Here is a 16,978-nt window from a genome sequence, read left to right as displayed (position 1 = left end):
TATGTGCCGCTTAACTAAACAGTATTTATTCTGCTAGGGGTAAATATATTTTTGTTAGTAATTCACTGGGCGGCACAGTTTTGGGGTCGTTTAAGTATTCTTCGAATGGTGGGCGGTCGGCAAGTTGATACCCCGATTGCGGTAACCATTCACCGTAAAACCATTCATAGGCTTGTTCTAATTCGGAATAGGGCCCCGTAAACGTAAGTACTGCATGGTTGCCCGCTTCTAAAGTTAAATAGTCTAAGCCGGCTTCTTTTACCTGTTGCGGGTTAAGGGTTACGCAAGCGTGCGAGCGCAGTGCGCTTTTATCTTTACTGGTTGGGTCGTCGTAATAAATTCCAAACGAGCGCGAATGCTCATTTAAAAATTGCTTGCTGCCAGCAGATACAAATACCTTCTCGAAAACAGCGCCAATATCCAAGTAGTCGCCTTGGTGTGCTAAGCCGCCGAGTTCAACTTTATTAAACTTTTCAATGTCTACAGTGTGTTTCATTGCGTAAAACCTCCTACTGGGTAAAGCCATCTTGGCTTCGGGTAAAGGGCTGCGCTGTTGGCGGTAGGCCGAGGGGGTAACAGTGTAGGCGCGACTAAACGCGCGGCTAAAAGCCTCACCGCTGCCATACCCTAAAGTAGTGGCAATGGTTTCTACGCTGTGATTGGTGCGCAGCAGTTGGCAGGCGGCATAGTGCAATCGCAAGCGTCTAACAGTAGTACTTACCGTTTCATGCATCATTTCACGGTAGATGCGATGAAAATGATAAGGCGAAAAGTGCGCAACGTCGGCTAAGGTGTTTAGCTCTACATCGCGTTCAATATTGCGCCATATGTAATCTACTACCGCTAAAATACGGTCGCGATAAATGGCTAGTGTTAGGGTTTTGTTCATGCGCTGTCCTCCTTGGCAACCAATGTACGCCGAGTGCACCTGATAATGTTTGCGAACTTAAAGGCTAATTCCATACAGTGTATTACAAAACAGCGCAGAGATTTTTACTCACTAAACAAGGTTGTGTTTAGCTGGCAGAGCATGAAGGGCTAAAGGCATAAGGTATGTTAGCGGCTTAGCTAAATGTATTCATTACAAGCAATTCATTTAAAGGGATATCCCCTCCTCTAACACCTGCTGCTTCATTTGCCTTGCCTAGGGTAATCATCATGGTTACAACGTGTTGGTTGGGCAGGTTTATAATTTTGCCAACGTCGTCGGCGTCGAATCCAATCATCGGGTTGCTGTCGTAACCTAGCGCTTTGGCGGCCAGCATTAAACTTTGTGCTGCTATGGCGCAACTGCGAATGGCTTCGTCTCGTTGTAGCTGGCTCTTACTGCTGTAAAAATCTTTTAGCATATTCACTATATAGTTCTGTTTATCGGTTTCTAAATTTCGCCAATAGCGCTCAGGATTTTTCTGCCAAGCGTCTATGTCGCCGCACAGAATAAGTAGCTCTTGGGCACCTGTTATTTGTTCTTGCCCCCATGCTGCTTCTTGCAGTTGGTGGCGCAAGGCGCTGTCTAGCACCCTTACAATACGCCAGTGTTGAATATTAAAAGAGGTGGGCGAAACACGTACCGCGTTAATGAGTGCATCGAAATGCGCTTGCGGTATGGGGTTATTCGATGTGTATTGGCGAATCGAGCGGCGGGTTTCTAGCGCAGTAAAAACATTCATAGGTATTTCCTTGCGGGTTGTTATTTGGCGAAGGAAGTATCTGTGCATTCGGTTGTTTAAAAAACAGGCTAAATAGTTTAACTCTTTGGAATAAATGTCACGAATTGCTGGTAAAACGGGTTGCTTGCTAAACATTAATACGCTGTTCAGGTTCGCGGGGTTTAAATAGCCCCATACAGCCAAACAAGGAGAACAGCGATGACAGCACTACAACTGGCTACACCAAAAGATTACGTTGCTTATGGCAGTCGTTTTGTTTTATCGGGCAAATATTTTGCCTTGCCTGGCGCGCTAACAGACGACCCGATTAAAGGCGCAAATTTATACAACAAGCACTTGATTAAAAAAGTTAAGGCACAAGGTAGTACACAAACGCGCAAACAACGCATGGTGCGTATAGCACAGCGATTTGAGAATAACAGACGTATTAAACGCGTTAACTCGGCCATTAAAGCGGCACACAATAACGAGTTAATTTGCATTCAACTCACCCAATTTGAACGTAACATCTTTTTTATGTTGTTCTAAGGAGTACTTACCACAACTAAACGAGAACTGGCGCAACATTTATTAGGTAAAAAGAGTGAATTTTTATTCAACTCTGCCTACAATGCGCGCCGCACAATTGAAGTGCACAGGAAAATAAACAGTTAACGGCAAACGGCCTAACCAATTTTCCTTCTATACATAATCTTAATGGAGTAATACACATGATTAAAAAAATTCTTGGCGTAGCGGTTGCTTTGGTTGTTTCTAATGCCGCTATTGCTGACTCATACAGAACAGAAATTACTGCTGGCGCTACCGACAGCGATGCAACTGATACAAGCTTGGACTTAGGTATTCGCTACCACTTTCAAGAAGTAGACACTTCAGGTAAGCCCTTAGCCGAAGCAGCATTTTTAAATAAATCATCAAATGTTTACGCCAAAACTGCCAATATTGCAGGTGATGGCGATACAGCAACTACAGCTGGTGTTGAGTTTTACTTACCAAACACCATGTTCTACGGTGGTTTCGATGTAACTAAAACTGACGACAACACTTCTTGGACTGCAACATTAGGTGTAACACCTATTGATGGTTTATTGGTTACCACTTCTTATGAAGAAGATGTTGATTACGACCTTAACTTAGATGCTAAGTACGTGACTACGTTGGGCAATGGTCATGCAATTAATTTAGAAGCGAATGTAATTGACGGTGAAGAGGACGTTTTGTGGTCTCTAGGTGGTGATTACTACCTAAGCAACAATACTAGCCTCGGTTTAGCTTTTTCCGATTATACCGGTAACGATACAGATGTGACTGTACGTGGCCGCCATTTCTTCAGCAACGAGTTTTTCGCTGGTGCTAGCTTCACTGCAGCAGACAACAACGACACTATTGCGCTAGAAGCAGGTCTACGTTTCTAATCGTTAGTTGTTGAGTGTTTATAAAAAGGGAGCTTCGGCTCCCTTTTTTGCTTTGTGTCCTCCGCCCTGCAATAAATTAACTACTTGAAACTAGTCTGACGCAAACCATGTACCTATAATCGCGGCCCAACGTAAACACAATAGGAATTATTTAGTGGTTAGAGTGTTAATTGTTACCTTACTCGTGGGGTTTTACTGTTCAAAATTATTTGCTACTCCATATCAAACCGAAATAACGATTGGAGCAGCAGATGCCAACGCAGCAGACCCTCTTTTTAATTGAGGTATTCAATTCTATTTAAATGAAGTAAACACCGAAAATAAACCGTGGGCAGAAGCGGCGTTTTTAAGTAAAGCCACTAATTTATATGCGCGTTCGTACTATGCATTAGAGGGGGGTTAATCAGAGGTTCCCCAGTGGCTACGATGGCGAGGATGGGGTCTACGCCATGGCATTCGCGACCGATTTTTATTTTACCCATACTACCAGCGTTGGCATGGAGCTAAGAGAAAGTTCGTATTACAGCGAGGGCGTTGTACGGGCTAAACATTTCATTAGCACTGAACTTTATGCAGCCACTAGCTACAGCAAATGGGATTCCAACCATAGTATTAGGCTGGAGGCGGGCTTACGTTTTTAGTGGCGAATGCATATAGGCAATTGATACAAGTGCTCCCTCGGTTTTATCTGCTTCTGCCCTCTAAAACGTGTATCACTGAGTACTGCTGTAGTAATGGCTCAGCATAAGCGCCATTTCCCTATGGTCCACTAAACACCTCTTTTCTGGGCGGAAATAGAGCTACTTCGCATAGGGTTTAGCCCTTTGGCTTTAGGTCTTTATATGGATCAACCCCACACCCAACGCTGCCAATTTCGCCTAAATCACAATTAACCTTGCCTTTCTCTTTCGATTCGTTAAAATGCCTTTCGTTTCGAAACTTATGGATAAGCAATAGCTTTCGTTTTATGACCAAACGAAATACCCAGCAAAGACGCCGCCTTATACTAGATACGCTCGCCGCCCAAGGCGAAGTAAGCGTAGAAGAGTTAGCGAGCGCCCTGGCCACCTCTGAGGTGACCATACGCAAAGACCTGGCCGCGCTAGAAGATAACGGCCTGCTATTGCGTCGTTACGGCGGTGCAGTGTCTGTGCCACAGGAGCTTCTGCAAGAGCCTGTAGCCAGTAAAATATCTGCCAATAAACTCGCCCTTGCCCACGCCGCTGCTGCGCTTATCCGCGACCACAACCGCATTATTATCGACAGTGGCCGCACCACTGCCGCCCTGCTACCCGAGCTTTCCAATAAAAATGGCTTGGTGGTAATGACAAATTCCCTATCCATTGCCAATGCTTTGCGCGAGCTAGAAAACGAACCTACCCTGTTGATGACCGGCGGCACATGGGACCCCCATTCCGAAGCCTTTCAGGGCCAGCTAGCCGAGCAGGTGCTGCGCGCTTACGACTTCGACCAGTTGTTTATTGGCGCAGATGGCATAGATTTAGATCGCGGAACCACCACGTTCAACGAACTTTACAGCTTAAGCCGCGTAATGGCAGAGGTTGCACGCGAAGTAGTGGTTATGGCGGAATCGGAAAAGTTTGGCCGCAAAATTCACAATTTAGAGTTGCCGTGGGAAATGGTAGATGTACTAGTAACCGATGCCGCACTCACCGCAGAAGCAAAGGCGACCATAGAATCCCACGGCGTACGCGTTGTGTGCGCAGGAACCTAATTAAACCAGCTTACGAATTAAGCTAAATAAAAAATTAAACCGAATTACAAATTTAACTTAAGTTAAGAAAGATTTTTCAAGGAGAAAGTTATGTGTGGCATTGTTGGTGCAGTAGCGCAGCGAGATGTAGTAGATATATTAGTAGAAGGCCTTCGCCGCTTAGAATACCGCGGTTACGATTCGGCAGGTGTTGCCGTACTTAATGCCGAAGGCGAACTAAGCCGTTTGCGTCGTTTAGGTAAAGTAAAAGAGCTGGCCGACGCCGTAGCAGAAAGCCCCGTATTGGGCGGTACCGGTATTGCTCACACTCGTTGGGCCACCCACGGCGAGCCAAGCGAGCGCAACGCTCACCCACACGTTTCCAACAAAACTATCTCTGTAGTGCACAACGGTATTATCGAAAACCACGCCGAGTTGCGCACCATGCTTAAAGGCGAAGGCTGTGAATTCAGCTCCGATACCGATACCGAAGTGATTGCCCACTTTGTACAAACTCGTTTAGACGCTGGCGATGCTAGCTTGCTAGAAGCAGTGCAAAACACCGTAAGCAAATTAGAAGGTGCCTACGGTACCGTTATTATGGATAGCCGCGATCCAAGTCGAGTGATAGTTGCGCGCTCTGGCAGCCCATTGGTAATTGGTTTAGGTATTGGTGAAAACTTTATTGCATCCGACCAACTTGCGTTATTGCCAGTAACGCGCCGCTTTATGTTTTTAGAAGAAGGCGACGTAGCAGAAATTACTCGCACATCCGTAAATGTATTCGATAAAGACGGCAACGCCGTAGAGCGCGAAGTAAGCGAATCTACCGCCAGTTACGACGCCGGCGACAAAGGCGAATATCGCCACTTTATGTTAAAAGAAACTTACGAGCAGCCAACAGCCATTACCAACACCTTAGATGGTCGTTTAGGCAGTGGCACCGTATTGGACGAAACTTTCGGCAACGGCGCGGCAGAATTATTTAAAAAAGTGAAGCACGTACAAATTGTTGCCTGCGGTACCAGTTACCACTCGGGTATGGTTGCGCGCTACTGGTTGGAATCCGTTGCGGGAATATCTTGTAACGTAGAAATCGCTTCCGAATTCCGCTATCGCAAATCGTTTGTCCAGCCTAATAGCTTGCTTGTAACTATTTCTCAATCTGGCGAAACTGCCGATACCCTTGCCGCATTGCGCTTAGCAAAAGATTTAGGTTATTTGGGTAGCTTAACTATTTGTAACGTTGCCGGCTCGTCATTAGTACGCGAATCGGATCTCGCATTTATGACCCGCGCGGGCGCCGAAATTGGTGTGGCTTCTACCAAAGCATTTACTACCCAGTTAGTGGGCTTTGCCATGTTGGTATTGGCATTAGGCAAATACAACGGCATGAGTGAAGCGGACCAAGCAGAATTAACGCAAGCGCTTAAACTGTTGCCAGGCAAACTAGAAGAAACCCTAGAGCTAGCCAGTCAAATTGAAGGCCTAGCCGAAGAATTTGCCGATAAACACAACGCATTGTTTTTAGGTCGTGGCGACCAATACCCCATCGCAATGGAAGGCGCACTAAAACTGAAAGAAATTTCTTACATACACGCAGAAGCCTATGCTGCCGGTGAATTAAAGCACGGCCCACTTGCGTTAATTGATGCCGACATGCCAATCATTGTTGTTGCACCAAACAACGACCTGTTAGAAAAATTAAAATCTAACGTAGAGGAAGTACGCGCACGCGGGGGTATACTTTATGTATTCGCCGACGTAAACGCCCACTTCGAAAGCGACGACACCATGCGCGTAATAAACGTACCGCACGTACACCCCCTACTAGCCCCAATCGTATACACATTGCCTTTGCAGTTGTTGTCTTACTATGTGGCAATTATTAAAGGTACAGATGTAGACCAACCGCGCAACTTGGCAAAATCTGTTACGGTTGAATAATCGTTTTTCATAAAACTAATCATTCGACTAATGAAAAGGCCGCTAGGATTTATCCAGCGGCCTTTTTTGTAGCAAGTAGGTTAGCATCGAGTTTACACAACCTATGCGTGGTCAATGTAGGCCGGATAAGCAAAGCGCCATCCGGCAATTACGATATACACTGTGGCAAAAAAGTTCGAGCGTGAATAAACACTGCCGTATAGAAAACCCAATTTACATTTCTTATTTAAGTTATAAGCAATCGATAAGATAGCCATGTCGGATGGCGCTATGCTTATCCGACCTACGTAAGCTCGATGTAGACCGGAAACGCGAAGTTGTCTTATTTAGTTTAATAAGAAACTGAATAATCCTTCTTAAATTTCTGCCCGCTAAACGCCAGTTTTTGTGTCCAATCTTCGCCTGGTACCTGCCAGTAGGGGTCGCTAAGTGGTAGCCCAAGGGGTAAAAAGCTTGCGGTTGTTATGTACATGCTGCCATTGTTGGAATACCAATCGGCAAGCGAAAGGTCGGCGCCTGCAAAACCAATTTTTAAAAACCCCTCTTTGCTAAAGTTTGAAGGGTTGCTGAAAATGGCTTCGTGAACGGCGCGCATTGCTGCGCGCACTCTGCCTTGCGGTAAGCTATCGGGCAGCTTGTGTTTTAGTGCTAGTTGCGCGAGTGGTTGAAAAGCCGCGGTGCGATAGGTAAATGAGCGCCCTATAGGTGGGTAGGTACCCGTAGGTGAAATCAAGCGCTCTAAATGTTCGGCGAAGCGTTGATTGCGTTTTAAATGAGTTGCCAGTACGTCTTTGATGTCCCCGTGCCAAAAGTAGGTGTTGTGGGCAGCCATCACTTCTAATATATCTAACAGCATGGGGTGAATAACGTAAGAGCCGTAGTAGTCAAACGCGAAGTGCTCGCCATCTGCAAACCATCCGTCGCCTACGTACCACTCTAAAAATTTTCGCAGTGCTAGATCGAGTCGAATGGGGTCGTACTCTTCCCCTACTTGCATTAAAAATGCTTCGTTCATGGCGGCGAATAGCAGCCAATTGGTGTAGGGCGGTGGAATTTTTCGCAACGCCTTTATCTCTTTTACAATACGCTGCTGAGTTTTACGGGTAAGCTTTTGCCACAAAATAGGCGCACGTATAAGTGCTTGGGTGTAGTAGGCAGAGTCCACCAACATTTGGCCGTGGCCTACTTGCCAGTCGAGGTAATCGGGGCTTTTGGGGTTCACGGAATTTTCATAGGCCGCAATGGCTTGGTCTCTTAGCTTGCTGCGTGTGGCTTTTTCTGGGCCGGGTGTATCAAGTGCTAACCAAGGTGCAGCGCCAGCAATGGTGCGGCCAAAACATTCAAGGTAGGCAACGCGATGGTCGCGTCCATCACTGTTGGCTCCTACCTCTAATGGGAACTTTGCATGGAATTGTTCGTTAGCCATTAAATGCAAAATAGGCGAACAAATTTTCTCTAATAAATTTGCAAAGTAGGTGTGATCCTGTTGACCGGTAGTAAGCGTTTTAGCATTGGCAAATTGCGGTAAACCCGTCATATATGCGGCACCGCCCAATGCAGCGGCGTTTAAAAAATCGCGTCTTTTCATTATTTATCCTTACTTGTAGGGGTAATTACTTTCGGGTTGTTATTTATTATTTAATTGGGCCACTTCTGTGGCGGCAAGCAAAAAAGCCCCCACGCCGTAATAGTGTGTATCGGTTTTGGCTACGCTCTCCGGGCGGTCAGAAACTTGCTGCACCCAACCGAGTTCGCCGTTTTTATTTACCGCTTGAGTAAGTGCTTGCCAGCCTTGCGTTACGGCGGGCAAGTAACGTTTTTTATCTAACAGGCCTGTGTTTATTCCGTAGGCTAAACCGTAAGTAAAAAATGCTGTGCCGCTGGTTTCGGGCGGTGAATTTTTGGGTGCAAGCAACGATGGGGGCCAGTAACCATCGGGTTTTTGCAATTGAATTAAGCGTGCTGCCATTTCTAAGTAGAGTGTTTCTAACCTAGGGCGTTGTGGGTGATCTTGCGGCAGGAGTTTTAAAATATTCACTATGCCACCAAAAACCCAGCCATTTCCGCGGCTCCAAAATAGTTTTCGTTGCTTGTGGTCGCGTTTTTCAAAAAAGCGGCTATCGCGAAAATAGAGCTTTTCTGCGGGGTCGTATAAAAAGTCGGTGGTGGCCCAAAATTCCTTAAAGGCGTAATTGGCATAGCGCATATCACCAGTGGCTTGGCTAAGCCCTATGAACGCTTGTGGCGCCATAAATAGCGCATCGCACCAGCACCAACGCATTAAACACTCAGCCGAACCATAGCCCTGTTCACCAAAATAAAAGCTCAAATGTACATTCGGCGGGTTAGCCAATATTTTGTCGAAGCTTTTACGCATGGGGCTTAAGGCTGTGGTTTTACTCACACCGTTCTTTGCCGCCCACAGGTAGCTTTGCCCAATAATGTGATCATCAGCGAATTCCAACCATGGCCCTAGCTGCCACTGGTTATTTTCACCCTGCTTTATAAGCGCTTGCTGGTATGGTTTGTGTTGAGTTAGGTCGGTAAATTGGGTTAAACCTAGCCAAAATGCGCCTATCTCCCACGATTTTGAATGAGATTTGGGCTCGGGAGTAGGCGAACTTGATTCTAAATAATCCAATTGTTGCAGTTGGTAATCGGCTACTTTGAAGCCTAATTCAAGGGCTTGTGTTTGATTGGTATTGGCGCGTGCCAGTGGTATTAACAATAGAAGGCTAGCTAAAGGCAGAGCTAAGTAAAGCTTCAACCGCTTAGTAGTGATGGTGTATGTGAGCATTATTATTCACCAGAGATATGTATTTACTGCAATCATATAGTCAAATTGTATATAAAGTAATAGTTTGTAGGTAATTTTATGGGTGGTTGTTGTGTGCTATGGGTAGAACTGACTTAGAGTGGTGTTAGTAAAGCGTATTTGATGTGTAGCCTAGCTAAAACATTTTTCTAAAGTAACCCATTTTGTTTTATCGGCTACAAGTGAGCCGTTTTGTCATCCAGTTGCGGTTACGTTGCGTAAGTACCACATTAGAGGTAATGCTCTGTACCTTCTCGCCTAACGTGCTAGCCTTATGGCCGAAGCTAGGGGCCTAAACAATGAACATGGAAGCGATATGACGAAAAAATTTCGATGGCAGCTTGTTGGCATTGTTGTGGCGATAGTAAGTTTTGGTTGCGCCAGTAACGCACCAGAACAGCGTGTTATTACACCAGAAAGCTTAGCTTATGTAGGGCCGCTGTTAAAAATAGACGAACCCCCCTTAGCATTGAATATTGCAACCCCACCGCAAGTAGATACCCCTGTAGAACAAACGATACCAACCAAAATTACCTCGCCGCCCGTCCCTCGTGCGCAAGAGAATGCCAAGCAAGCAGTTCAAACAAACCCCCAGCAAATTATCAGCGTTAAACAAGCTTCACTATTAAAAGAAGAGCTAAAGCTCAAGGCCGAAGTAGAAATTATTGACGATTATCAACAGCCACCGGCAAAGGTGACGCCAAGGTTTAACCTGCTAGGCAACATAAAAGTACTGGGTAAAAATGGTGAACCGATTGAGGTAGAAGGCACGATTGTTACATTTAAGCCGTTGGACGATCAGCGTTTACCTGCAATGGCTCAAAGTGCATACCACGAAGTAGGTATGCAAGATAAAACCTACCAACCGCGTTTTTTAGCCATTAACGCACGCGATAGTGTGAGTTTTGTAAACAAAGATGAAATTAAACATAACGTATTTTCGTCTACGGGGAAAAATGCGTTCGATTTGGGTACCTATGGCCCCAAGCTTCGTCGAGAGGTGCAGCTTCAAGCTGAGGGTATTGTAAAGGTTTACTGCAATATTCACCCCGAAATGGCTTCTTTTATTGCCGTTAATAACAACACAATTTCTACCGTGAGCGATAGTAAAACGGGGCGTTTTATGGTTGCAGATATGCCCTTAGGTAAATATGAAATTAGGGTGTGGAATATACGTGGTGAAGTTACCCGCACTGTGCTGGTTACCAGCAGTAATTATCGAAATATACAACTTACTCTAGATACGGCTAGTTATCAGCCTGCCGAACGAAAAAACAAATTTGGCAATCGCTACAAACAAAATACCGCCCTCTTTGAAGATGAGTTTTACTAATGAGTCGAATAAGCCAAAAAATATCGTTTAGTATTCGCAACAAAATATTCTTTTTAGTGCTTATTGCTTTTAGTGTAATGATTGTAGCCATTTCGTGGCAAATTGGTGAGCAAGCGAAGCGCGTTTCCACCCAAACTGTGTCTAAATCTTTGGCGCAGTCGAGTGTAATTTTAAATACTAAAATTATTAGTCGCTTCGAAACAATTCGCGATGTGGCAATAGGACTAGCGCGAGATGGGCGCGTACTGCCATTAGTGTATGAAAGTGAATCGGCTACGCTACAAGATTTAAGCTTAGAATTTCAGCGTGCATTGGGCTTTAATATTTTATTTTTCACCGACGCTAGCGGCACTATTTTAGCTAGGTCAGACAGGCCAGAAGCGATAGGTGCAAACTTAGCAGGCAAAGGCGAATTGTTTGACAAAGCCCTCACTGGCGAAACCAGCACAGGTATTTTTGTAAGCCAGGGTAAGTTAATGCAAATGGTGGTAGTGCCAGTATTTGATAACGTAGCCCAAGATATCATTCGCGGCACCATCGCCCTAGCCTACGAGCTTTCGCAAGAGCTGGCGCAAGAAATTAACGCACTCACCGCAAGTGAAGTTGGCTTTTTTGTATTTACCCGCAACAACCAAAGAGAAATTAACGGGGTATCCAGTACTTATAACACTAACTTAGTGCTGGGCAATGCTTTGGCACAAAGGTTAACCGCAGATAATAACCTGTGGCAAAACATTGCCACCGCAGGGGTAAACTTTAAAGAAACGCAATTAATTATTGGCGAAGAAGAATACTTGGCGGTAACTCAAATATTAGGTAACAGCACCGACCAGCCCTTAGGTTTTGTTATGGTGTTGCGCTCTCGCTCAGAACTAATGCAGCCCTTTGTTGCAATACAACGTCGTGTATTAATAGTGGGCGGCATATGTTTGCTACTGGCTAGTGTGTTGGCTTGGTTGTTTGCCCTGCGGTTAAGCCGCCCAATAGTGGAGTTGGTAACCGTTACCAACAGTATTCGTGAGGGCCAATTCGACGCAGCTAGGCGCAAATCGATAGGCAACGACGAGGTAGGGTTGCTGTACGATGCCGTATTCACCATGGGTAAATCGCTACAGGAGAAAACAGAGCTGGAAGACTACCTCGCTTTAGTATCCGATGAGTTAGCGGTTAACGAAAAAATTAATTTAGATGCAGAGGCAGACGGCGAAGTAACGGAGCTGTCTGAACAAGCACCAGTGCTAACCGCAAAAAAATCAAAGCCGCCCTTACAAAATATTATTGTTGATGAGCGCTACAAAATTATTGAAAAACTGGGTGCGGGCGCGATGGGCACAGTGTTTTTAGCGTTAGATATAGAGCTAGATGAAAAAGTTGCCATCAAAATGATGCCAAAATCATTAATTGATCAGCACACGGGTATTAATTACAAAGAAGAAATTCGCTTAGCGCGGCAAATCACTCACCGAAATATTTTAAGAATTTTCGATTTTGGTGCCTGGAAGAACTATTACTACATCACTATGGAGTTTATTTCTGGCTACGATTTGAGTGATTTACTAAGAATAAAAGGCGCGTTCGAAAGTAATGTGGGTGTAGTTATGGCCAAGCAAATTTGTTCGGCTATGAATGCCGCGCATGAGCAAGGCATTATCCACCGCGATTTAAAACCAACCAATATGATTATAAATCGCCAAGGTGTGTTAAAAATAATGGATTTTGGTTTGGCGATGAAGGTGGGTAAGCAAGATAGCGGTGAACCGAGTAAGGGCAATACCGCAGACACGAAAACAATGGTAGCAGGCACACCGCGCTATATGGCGCCAGAACAATTTACCGATGGCGAGCTGGATCAACGCACAGATATTTATGCTATTGGTATTATCTTATATGCCATTTTTAATGGTAAGCCGCCGTTCAATAACAAGGGTTACGAGGCGTTAGCGAAACAGCACTTTAATAGCCCTGTCCCAGAAATGGAAGGTAAAGGAGCGCAGCTTTCTGGTGGTTTGCGAGCAATTATTCACAAGTGTTTAGCTAAACAACCAGAAACACGCTATCAAACAGTACGCGAGATTCTTGATGACTTAGCGATACTGGCCTAATTGCTAAAATACTCGGCGCTAAAAATTCCGGTCTTTAAAAAGCCCCTGTGCAGCATTGCTCACAGGGGCTTTTTAAATCAATATATTTAGACGTGACTATTAAGAAACGTAGAAGAAAAAACTAAAATATTTTAGTCAAAAAGCCAGCGTACGCTTAAAAGTGTTTCATTGTTGTTTTCTGTTTTACCCGCGCGTTCGAATTGGTTGTCGGTGTATTCTAATGTTACGCGCCAGTTACTGGTGACATCTACATTTAAAGCGTAATCTACTTTTTGCCAATCCCACCATACGCTCGGCGCTGGGTAATTGGGTGTGCCAACAAAATCGTGATCAATTTGGGAGTAGCGAATTACCGGTGTAATATGAATAGGCTGGTCGAAGAAAAACGTCGATTGAAATACGTAACTCAATTCAACTTCTTGCCCCGAACGGCCTAGGTTTGCCATGTCTTGCTCTACCCACTGGCCAAATGCGGCAAAATTGCCGTATTCGTACCAAATATTTAAACCAGTCTCCGTTTTGTTGTCACCCTCGTAGGGCAAGCGTATGCCTCCAGCGCCGGGTACTTCGCCTAGGTCAAACAAATCAATATCGGTGCCGTAAAATGTACCGTGAAGGCTATTGTCGGTTGTGAGTTGGCGCTTGTTAGTAAACGCCATTGCGCTAAAGCGTTGATTTTGATCCTTACTGTTCCAGCGATATCCTAAAGCGGCGCCGGTTTCGGGGGCTTCGCTAATATCCAAACCTTCTACTTCGGCATCGTACAAAATAACAATACCACTTTTAAGCTCAGGGTTATGGTTTGGGGGCGGGGTTGGGTTGGTGCCGTTATCGCCCGCCAATACATTGGGGTCACGCATAAATACGGGGTTACCTACGGTATGGCTAAATTTGCCGTACCAGCCCGATTGTAAGTCGAAGCCTGCTTCTAAGCCTGTATCTTCAAAGCGGTTAAAGGCGGTGGATACAAGCCCATAGCTTTCTGTGCGACGCGCAACTTGCCGCTCCATCTTGGCGAATTTTCCCACTTGCGCGTAAAAGGTATTTCGCTCGGCTAATCGCAGTGCGGGTATGCGCTGGCCATAGCGAATAAATGCGGTGTCTACACTCAAAGTGCGATCGGTAGAGGTTGGGTTGCGTTCGTATTTATCTATGCCTTCTATGCGTACCTGAGCTAACCAGTCTTCGCTAATGTTCCAGCGTGCGAATAGGGCTATCATCGACAACTCGACATGCTCGCCGGCATCTACGGTTTCGACAAATGCGCTGGTTTCCCCTTCTGGTAGTGCTTCTGGCGGAAAAGGAAACTGAGTAGCAAAGCGGTTCGAGTCGCTAATTCTATAATGCCCCCTAACCTCTGCGCCGAATTTAAAATCGCTAATATCTAGCGCATTGGCACTTACACTGGCGGTGGCGAGTGCAACTGCTGCGGTTAGTTTTAGTGGCATTGAAAGCTCCAAATGGAATTAAGTGGCAGAAAGATAAAACTTGCTAACAAGAGTATACGCAGGAGAGATTTATTTGGATTAATAATTTGTGAAGTAATTGGGGGTTGGGTTGGTTAAATATTGGAGATTCGGGGCGGAGAACAGTGGTTAGCAATTTAAATCACATATTTATACTGGCTAGAGCCAGTTCACGGAGAACTGGCCTAGCTAAGATTAGCAGGACTAACGATGATAAACAGAAGTGTTGTTATACCCACCGCTAGTACTGTAATTAACCTGTTGTTCGCCGTACGCGCAGCTACCATTAGCGGTATACAAATGCTGAACGCCCCAGCTGCCGCCATAGGAAGTAACGTAGTTCCAGCTACAACCACGAACATTGGTAAATTCGTAGGGCGAAGGCGCATAGTTGTAATGTGTTTTGTAGTACAGGGTCCAGCTAGCGGCGCTGGCACTCACAGCTGCTAAAGCTAATGTACCGGCAACTAATGCTTTAATATTTTTTTAGCAAATACTTTCATTTCTTAGTCCTTTTGTATTTCATGTAAGAGTTAATTACTCATTGTTATAGTCCGATTACTCGGTGTATTTTGGGGTTAGCCAAAATTCTGTTGGCGGCTATTGATATGGTTAGTATTGTTCCGCCGTGTGTTCCTCTTTCTGAAAATAGATGTCGGTTATGCCTGTGTCTGGGTCGGCAGTAACGATATATGCGCCCCACTGCTGGTTGTTGTTTAGGTTGCTAAAAATTTCGTAAGTGGTAAGCGTTTGATCTGAGCTTTGCGAGTGCAATAAAGAAATTTTGCACTGCGTAGTTTTGCATTCGCTGGCTACAACCGATAGCTGCGCAAGTGCATCGTTTTCGGCTAGTTGCTTATCGAGTTCTGTTTGCCATTGATAAGCCCAGCTTTCGTCTACGGGTTCTTCATCAAACTCTGCAGTAATAGCCGCTTTAGTATCTAGCTGATGTTTTTGTTTAAGACGCTCTAATTTCTTTTCGCCATGATTAAATTGATACTCTGCTTCCATCGCTTGTAGGCGCTCTAAATTAGGGGTATCCGCTTTAGAAGCTGGTTGTTCGGTAATGTAAGTTGTGGTATCTGAAGCAGGACTAACAGCTTTTATGTCTAATTGATTTACTGAGTTTTGTAGGGCGATATTCTGTTTTTCTAGCAATGCTATTTTTGCTAACGCGTCTGTTAGTTGCAGCTCAGCGTTATTTTTTTGTGGTAGGGGCTTACTTGTTGAAGAAGTAGTATTCAACGAAAAAACAGCAAAAACGATGCAGGCGCCAGTGGCGACGCCAAGTATAAAACTGGTGCGCTAATTCATTTTTTATTATCTTATTAACATGTTATGGTAGCGCTTACATTAATATAGCGCATTGGCTGCCAAAGCAAATACTTTTTTAGAGGTGTGAAGCATCTAGTATTTTTAAAGCAGACAAGAATAGTAAATTTACGAGCGTCGCGGTGTTGCAAGTAATAAACCACATAAGTAATATTTTTGTTAGGTGTTAAGCTATACACTACCAAGGCTAAATCAGTGCCCTGTTCTATTACTACAAAGGTTTAGTTATGAAAATTGGCGAAGTAACCGCAGAGCTAGGTATAAGCGTAGATACATTACGCTATTACGAAAAAATAAATCTACTAACAAATATTAAGCGCGGTGCGGCTGGGCAGCGCGAATATACCGCTGCCGATATGGCGCGCGTAAGGTTTATAAAGCGCGCTCAGAAAATGGGTTTTAGTTTAGACGATATAGCCAGCCTACTGGCTTTTAGGGATGCGCCTGCGCAAAGTAAACCCATGGTGCGCAATATGGTGGCAGAAAAGGTCACAGAAATTAATCATCAGCTTCAAGAGCTAAGCGCCCTGCGCGATGAGCTAACGGCGCTTACTGCTGCCTGTGAAATAACGGAAGACAACTGCCCTATTCTCGATAATTTCAATAAAAAATAACCCCGTTTGTAACACACCGCGTGCCTCTGGAGTTGACTCTAGGTGTTTACTGCTTAAAAACAAGCAGGAGAACATTATGGCTACTCAACATTTAGGTGCCACAGCACCTTGCTGTAACAAGAATACGCAACCTTCTGGCGGGTTCTGGCGCGATAAAAAAGTTTGGCAGCGCTCGGCATACAACACAGGTTGGTGTTTGCTTGGCTGTGCTATTGGTGACTTTGGCACCATATTAGCTTTTCAGCTGTGGTCACCTACAACCCCCGCTATCTTGGTGATGGGCTTAGCGATGATGAACGGGCTGCTTACCAGCATTATGTTGGAAACCCTATTATTGCGTCGCTCCATGACTTGGGGAATAGCGTTTAAAACGGCGATAGGTATGAGCCTAGTGAGCATGATTGCGATGGAGCTGGCCATGAACCTTACCGACTACGCCTTGGTGGGTGCGGCGGCGCTTACTTGGTGGTCGGTTCTGCCTAGCTTGGCCGCGGGTTTTATAGCGCCTTGGCCTTATAACTACTGGCGTTTAAAGAAATATGGTAAGGCCTGCCATTAGGACTAATAAGC

The 16,978-nt window shown here is 45.1% G+C and carries 15 protein-coding genes; 8 read left to right on the top strand and 7 right to left on the bottom strand.

Going from position 1 to position 16,978, the window contains the following annotated elements; translation table 11 throughout:
* Window positions 1–25: 25 nt before the first annotated feature.
* Both SDE_RS20665 and SDE_RS20660 read right to left on the bottom strand, forming a co-directional pair.
* Window positions 26–889: an AraC family transcriptional regulator gene (locus SDE_RS20665; RefSeq protein ID WP_011470423.1), complete on the bottom strand. Its 864-nt coding sequence runs from the start codon at window positions 887–889 to the stop codon at window positions 26–28.
* A 175-nt stretch (window positions 890–1,064) separates the two neighbouring features.
* The gene (locus tag SDE_RS20660) at window positions 1,065–1,670 is read right to left on the bottom strand and encodes a nitroreductase family protein (RefSeq protein WP_011470422.1); all 606 of its coding nucleotides are present in this window, start codon (window positions 1,668–1,670) and stop codon (window positions 1,065–1,067) included.
* A 198-nt stretch (window positions 1,671–1,868) separates the two neighbouring features.
* Between SDE_RS20660 and SDE_RS20655 the strand changes: the two genes are divergently transcribed.
* The 4 genes from SDE_RS20655 (at window position 1,869) to glmS (ending at window position 6,746) form a co-directional block, all read left to right on the top strand.
* The gene (locus SDE_RS20655) at window positions 1,869–2,198 is read left to right on the top strand and encodes a hypothetical protein (RefSeq protein ID WP_011470421.1); all 330 of its coding nucleotides are present in this window, start codon (window positions 1,869–1,871) and stop codon (window positions 2,196–2,198) included.
* A gap of 182 nt (window positions 2,199–2,380) precedes the next feature.
* Window positions 2,381–3,085 (top strand): putative porin, encoded by a 705-nt coding sequence (locus SDE_RS20650; protein ID WP_011470420.1) that lies wholly within the window; start codon window positions 2,381–2,383, stop codon window positions 3,083–3,085.
* 967 nt (window positions 3,086–4,052) lie between these two features.
* Entirely contained in the window at window positions 4,053–4,820 is a 768-nt protein-coding gene (locus SDE_RS20640; RefSeq protein ID WP_011470419.1) for a DeoR/GlpR family DNA-binding transcription regulator, read from the top strand.
* Window positions 4,821–4,910: 90 nt separating this feature from the next.
* Window positions 4,911–6,746: a glutamine--fructose-6-phosphate transaminase (isomerizing) gene (glmS, locus tag SDE_RS20635; RefSeq protein ID WP_011470418.1), complete on the top strand. Its 1,836-nt coding sequence runs from the start codon at window positions 4,911–4,913 to the stop codon at window positions 6,744–6,746.
* A 331-nt stretch (window positions 6,747–7,077) separates the two neighbouring features.
* On the opposite strand, the gene SDE_RS20630 is transcribed toward glmS, so the two are convergent.
* Together SDE_RS20630 and SDE_RS20625 are read right to left on the bottom strand one after the other, a co-directional pair.
* A complete protein-coding gene (locus SDE_RS20630; RefSeq protein ID WP_011470417.1) occupies window positions 7,078–8,334 on the bottom strand; it encodes a DUF2264 domain-containing protein in 1,257 nt (418 codons plus the stop codon).
* Window positions 8,335–8,373: 39 nt separating this feature from the next.
* Window positions 8,374–9,543 (bottom strand): glycoside hydrolase family 88/105 protein, encoded by a 1,170-nt coding sequence (locus SDE_RS20625; RefSeq protein WP_011470416.1) that lies wholly within the window; start codon window positions 9,541–9,543, stop codon window positions 8,374–8,376.
* 334 nt (window positions 9,544–9,877) lie between these two features.
* Here SDE_RS20625 and SDE_RS20620 point away from each other — a divergent pair, with 334 nt between their 5' ends.
* Together SDE_RS20620 and SDE_RS20615 are read left to right on the top strand one after the other, a co-directional pair.
* Window positions 9,878–10,894, top strand: a complete 1,017-nt coding sequence (locus tag SDE_RS20620; RefSeq protein WP_041324963.1) for a hypothetical protein — start codon at window positions 9,878–9,880, stop codon at window positions 10,892–10,894.
* The gene (locus tag SDE_RS20615) at window positions 10,894–12,996 is read left to right on the top strand and encodes a serine/threonine protein kinase (RefSeq protein WP_011470414.1); all 2,103 of its coding nucleotides are present in this window, start codon (window positions 10,894–10,896) and stop codon (window positions 12,994–12,996) included. Before SDE_RS20620 ends, SDE_RS20615 begins: the two co-directional genes overlap by 1 nt.
* Before the next feature lie 131 nt (window positions 12,997–13,127).
* Here the strand turns inward: SDE_RS20615 and SDE_RS20610 are convergent, their stop codons facing one another.
* The 3 genes from SDE_RS20610 to SDE_RS20600 all read right to left on the bottom strand — a co-directional run bounded on the left by SDE_RS20610 (window position 13,128) and on the right by SDE_RS20600 (window position 15,707).
* Window positions 13,128–14,444, bottom strand: coding sequence for a hypothetical protein (locus SDE_RS20610; protein ID WP_011470413.1), 1,317 nt, complete (start codon window positions 14,442–14,444; stop codon window positions 13,128–13,130).
* Window positions 14,445–14,666: 222 nt separating this feature from the next.
* Complete coding sequence (locus tag SDE_RS22780) at window positions 14,667–14,903, bottom strand: hypothetical protein (protein ID WP_143710934.1); 237 nt, start codon at window positions 14,901–14,903, stop codon at window positions 14,667–14,669.
* A 171-nt stretch (window positions 14,904–15,074) separates the two neighbouring features.
* The gene (locus tag SDE_RS20600) at window positions 15,075–15,707 is read right to left on the bottom strand and encodes a hypothetical protein (protein ID WP_011470412.1); all 633 of its coding nucleotides are present in this window, start codon (window positions 15,705–15,707) and stop codon (window positions 15,075–15,077) included.
* Between the two features lie 314 nt (window positions 15,708–16,021).
* Between SDE_RS20600 and SDE_RS20595 the strand changes: the two genes are divergently transcribed.
* The gene (locus tag SDE_RS20595; RefSeq protein WP_011470411.1) at window positions 16,022–16,408 is read left to right on the top strand and encodes a heavy metal-responsive transcriptional regulator; all 387 of its coding nucleotides are present in this window, start codon (window positions 16,022–16,024) and stop codon (window positions 16,406–16,408) included.
* 76 nt (window positions 16,409–16,484) lie between these two features.
* On the top strand, window positions 16,485–16,967 hold the full coding sequence (locus SDE_RS20590; RefSeq protein ID WP_011470410.1) for a DUF4396 domain-containing protein: 483 nt from the start codon (window positions 16,485–16,487) through the stop codon (window positions 16,965–16,967).
* The last annotated feature ends 11 nt before the right edge of the window (window positions 16,968–16,978 follow it).

Origin of the sequence: Saccharophagus degradans 2-40 (genome assembly GCF_000013665.1) — a bacterium.
GTDB classification, from domain to species: domain Bacteria; phylum Pseudomonadota; class Gammaproteobacteria; order Pseudomonadales; family Cellvibrionaceae; genus Saccharophagus; species Saccharophagus degradans.
The sequence above is the reverse complement of the archived record's forward strand: the minus strand, read 5'-3'. Positions and strand labels throughout refer to the sequence as shown.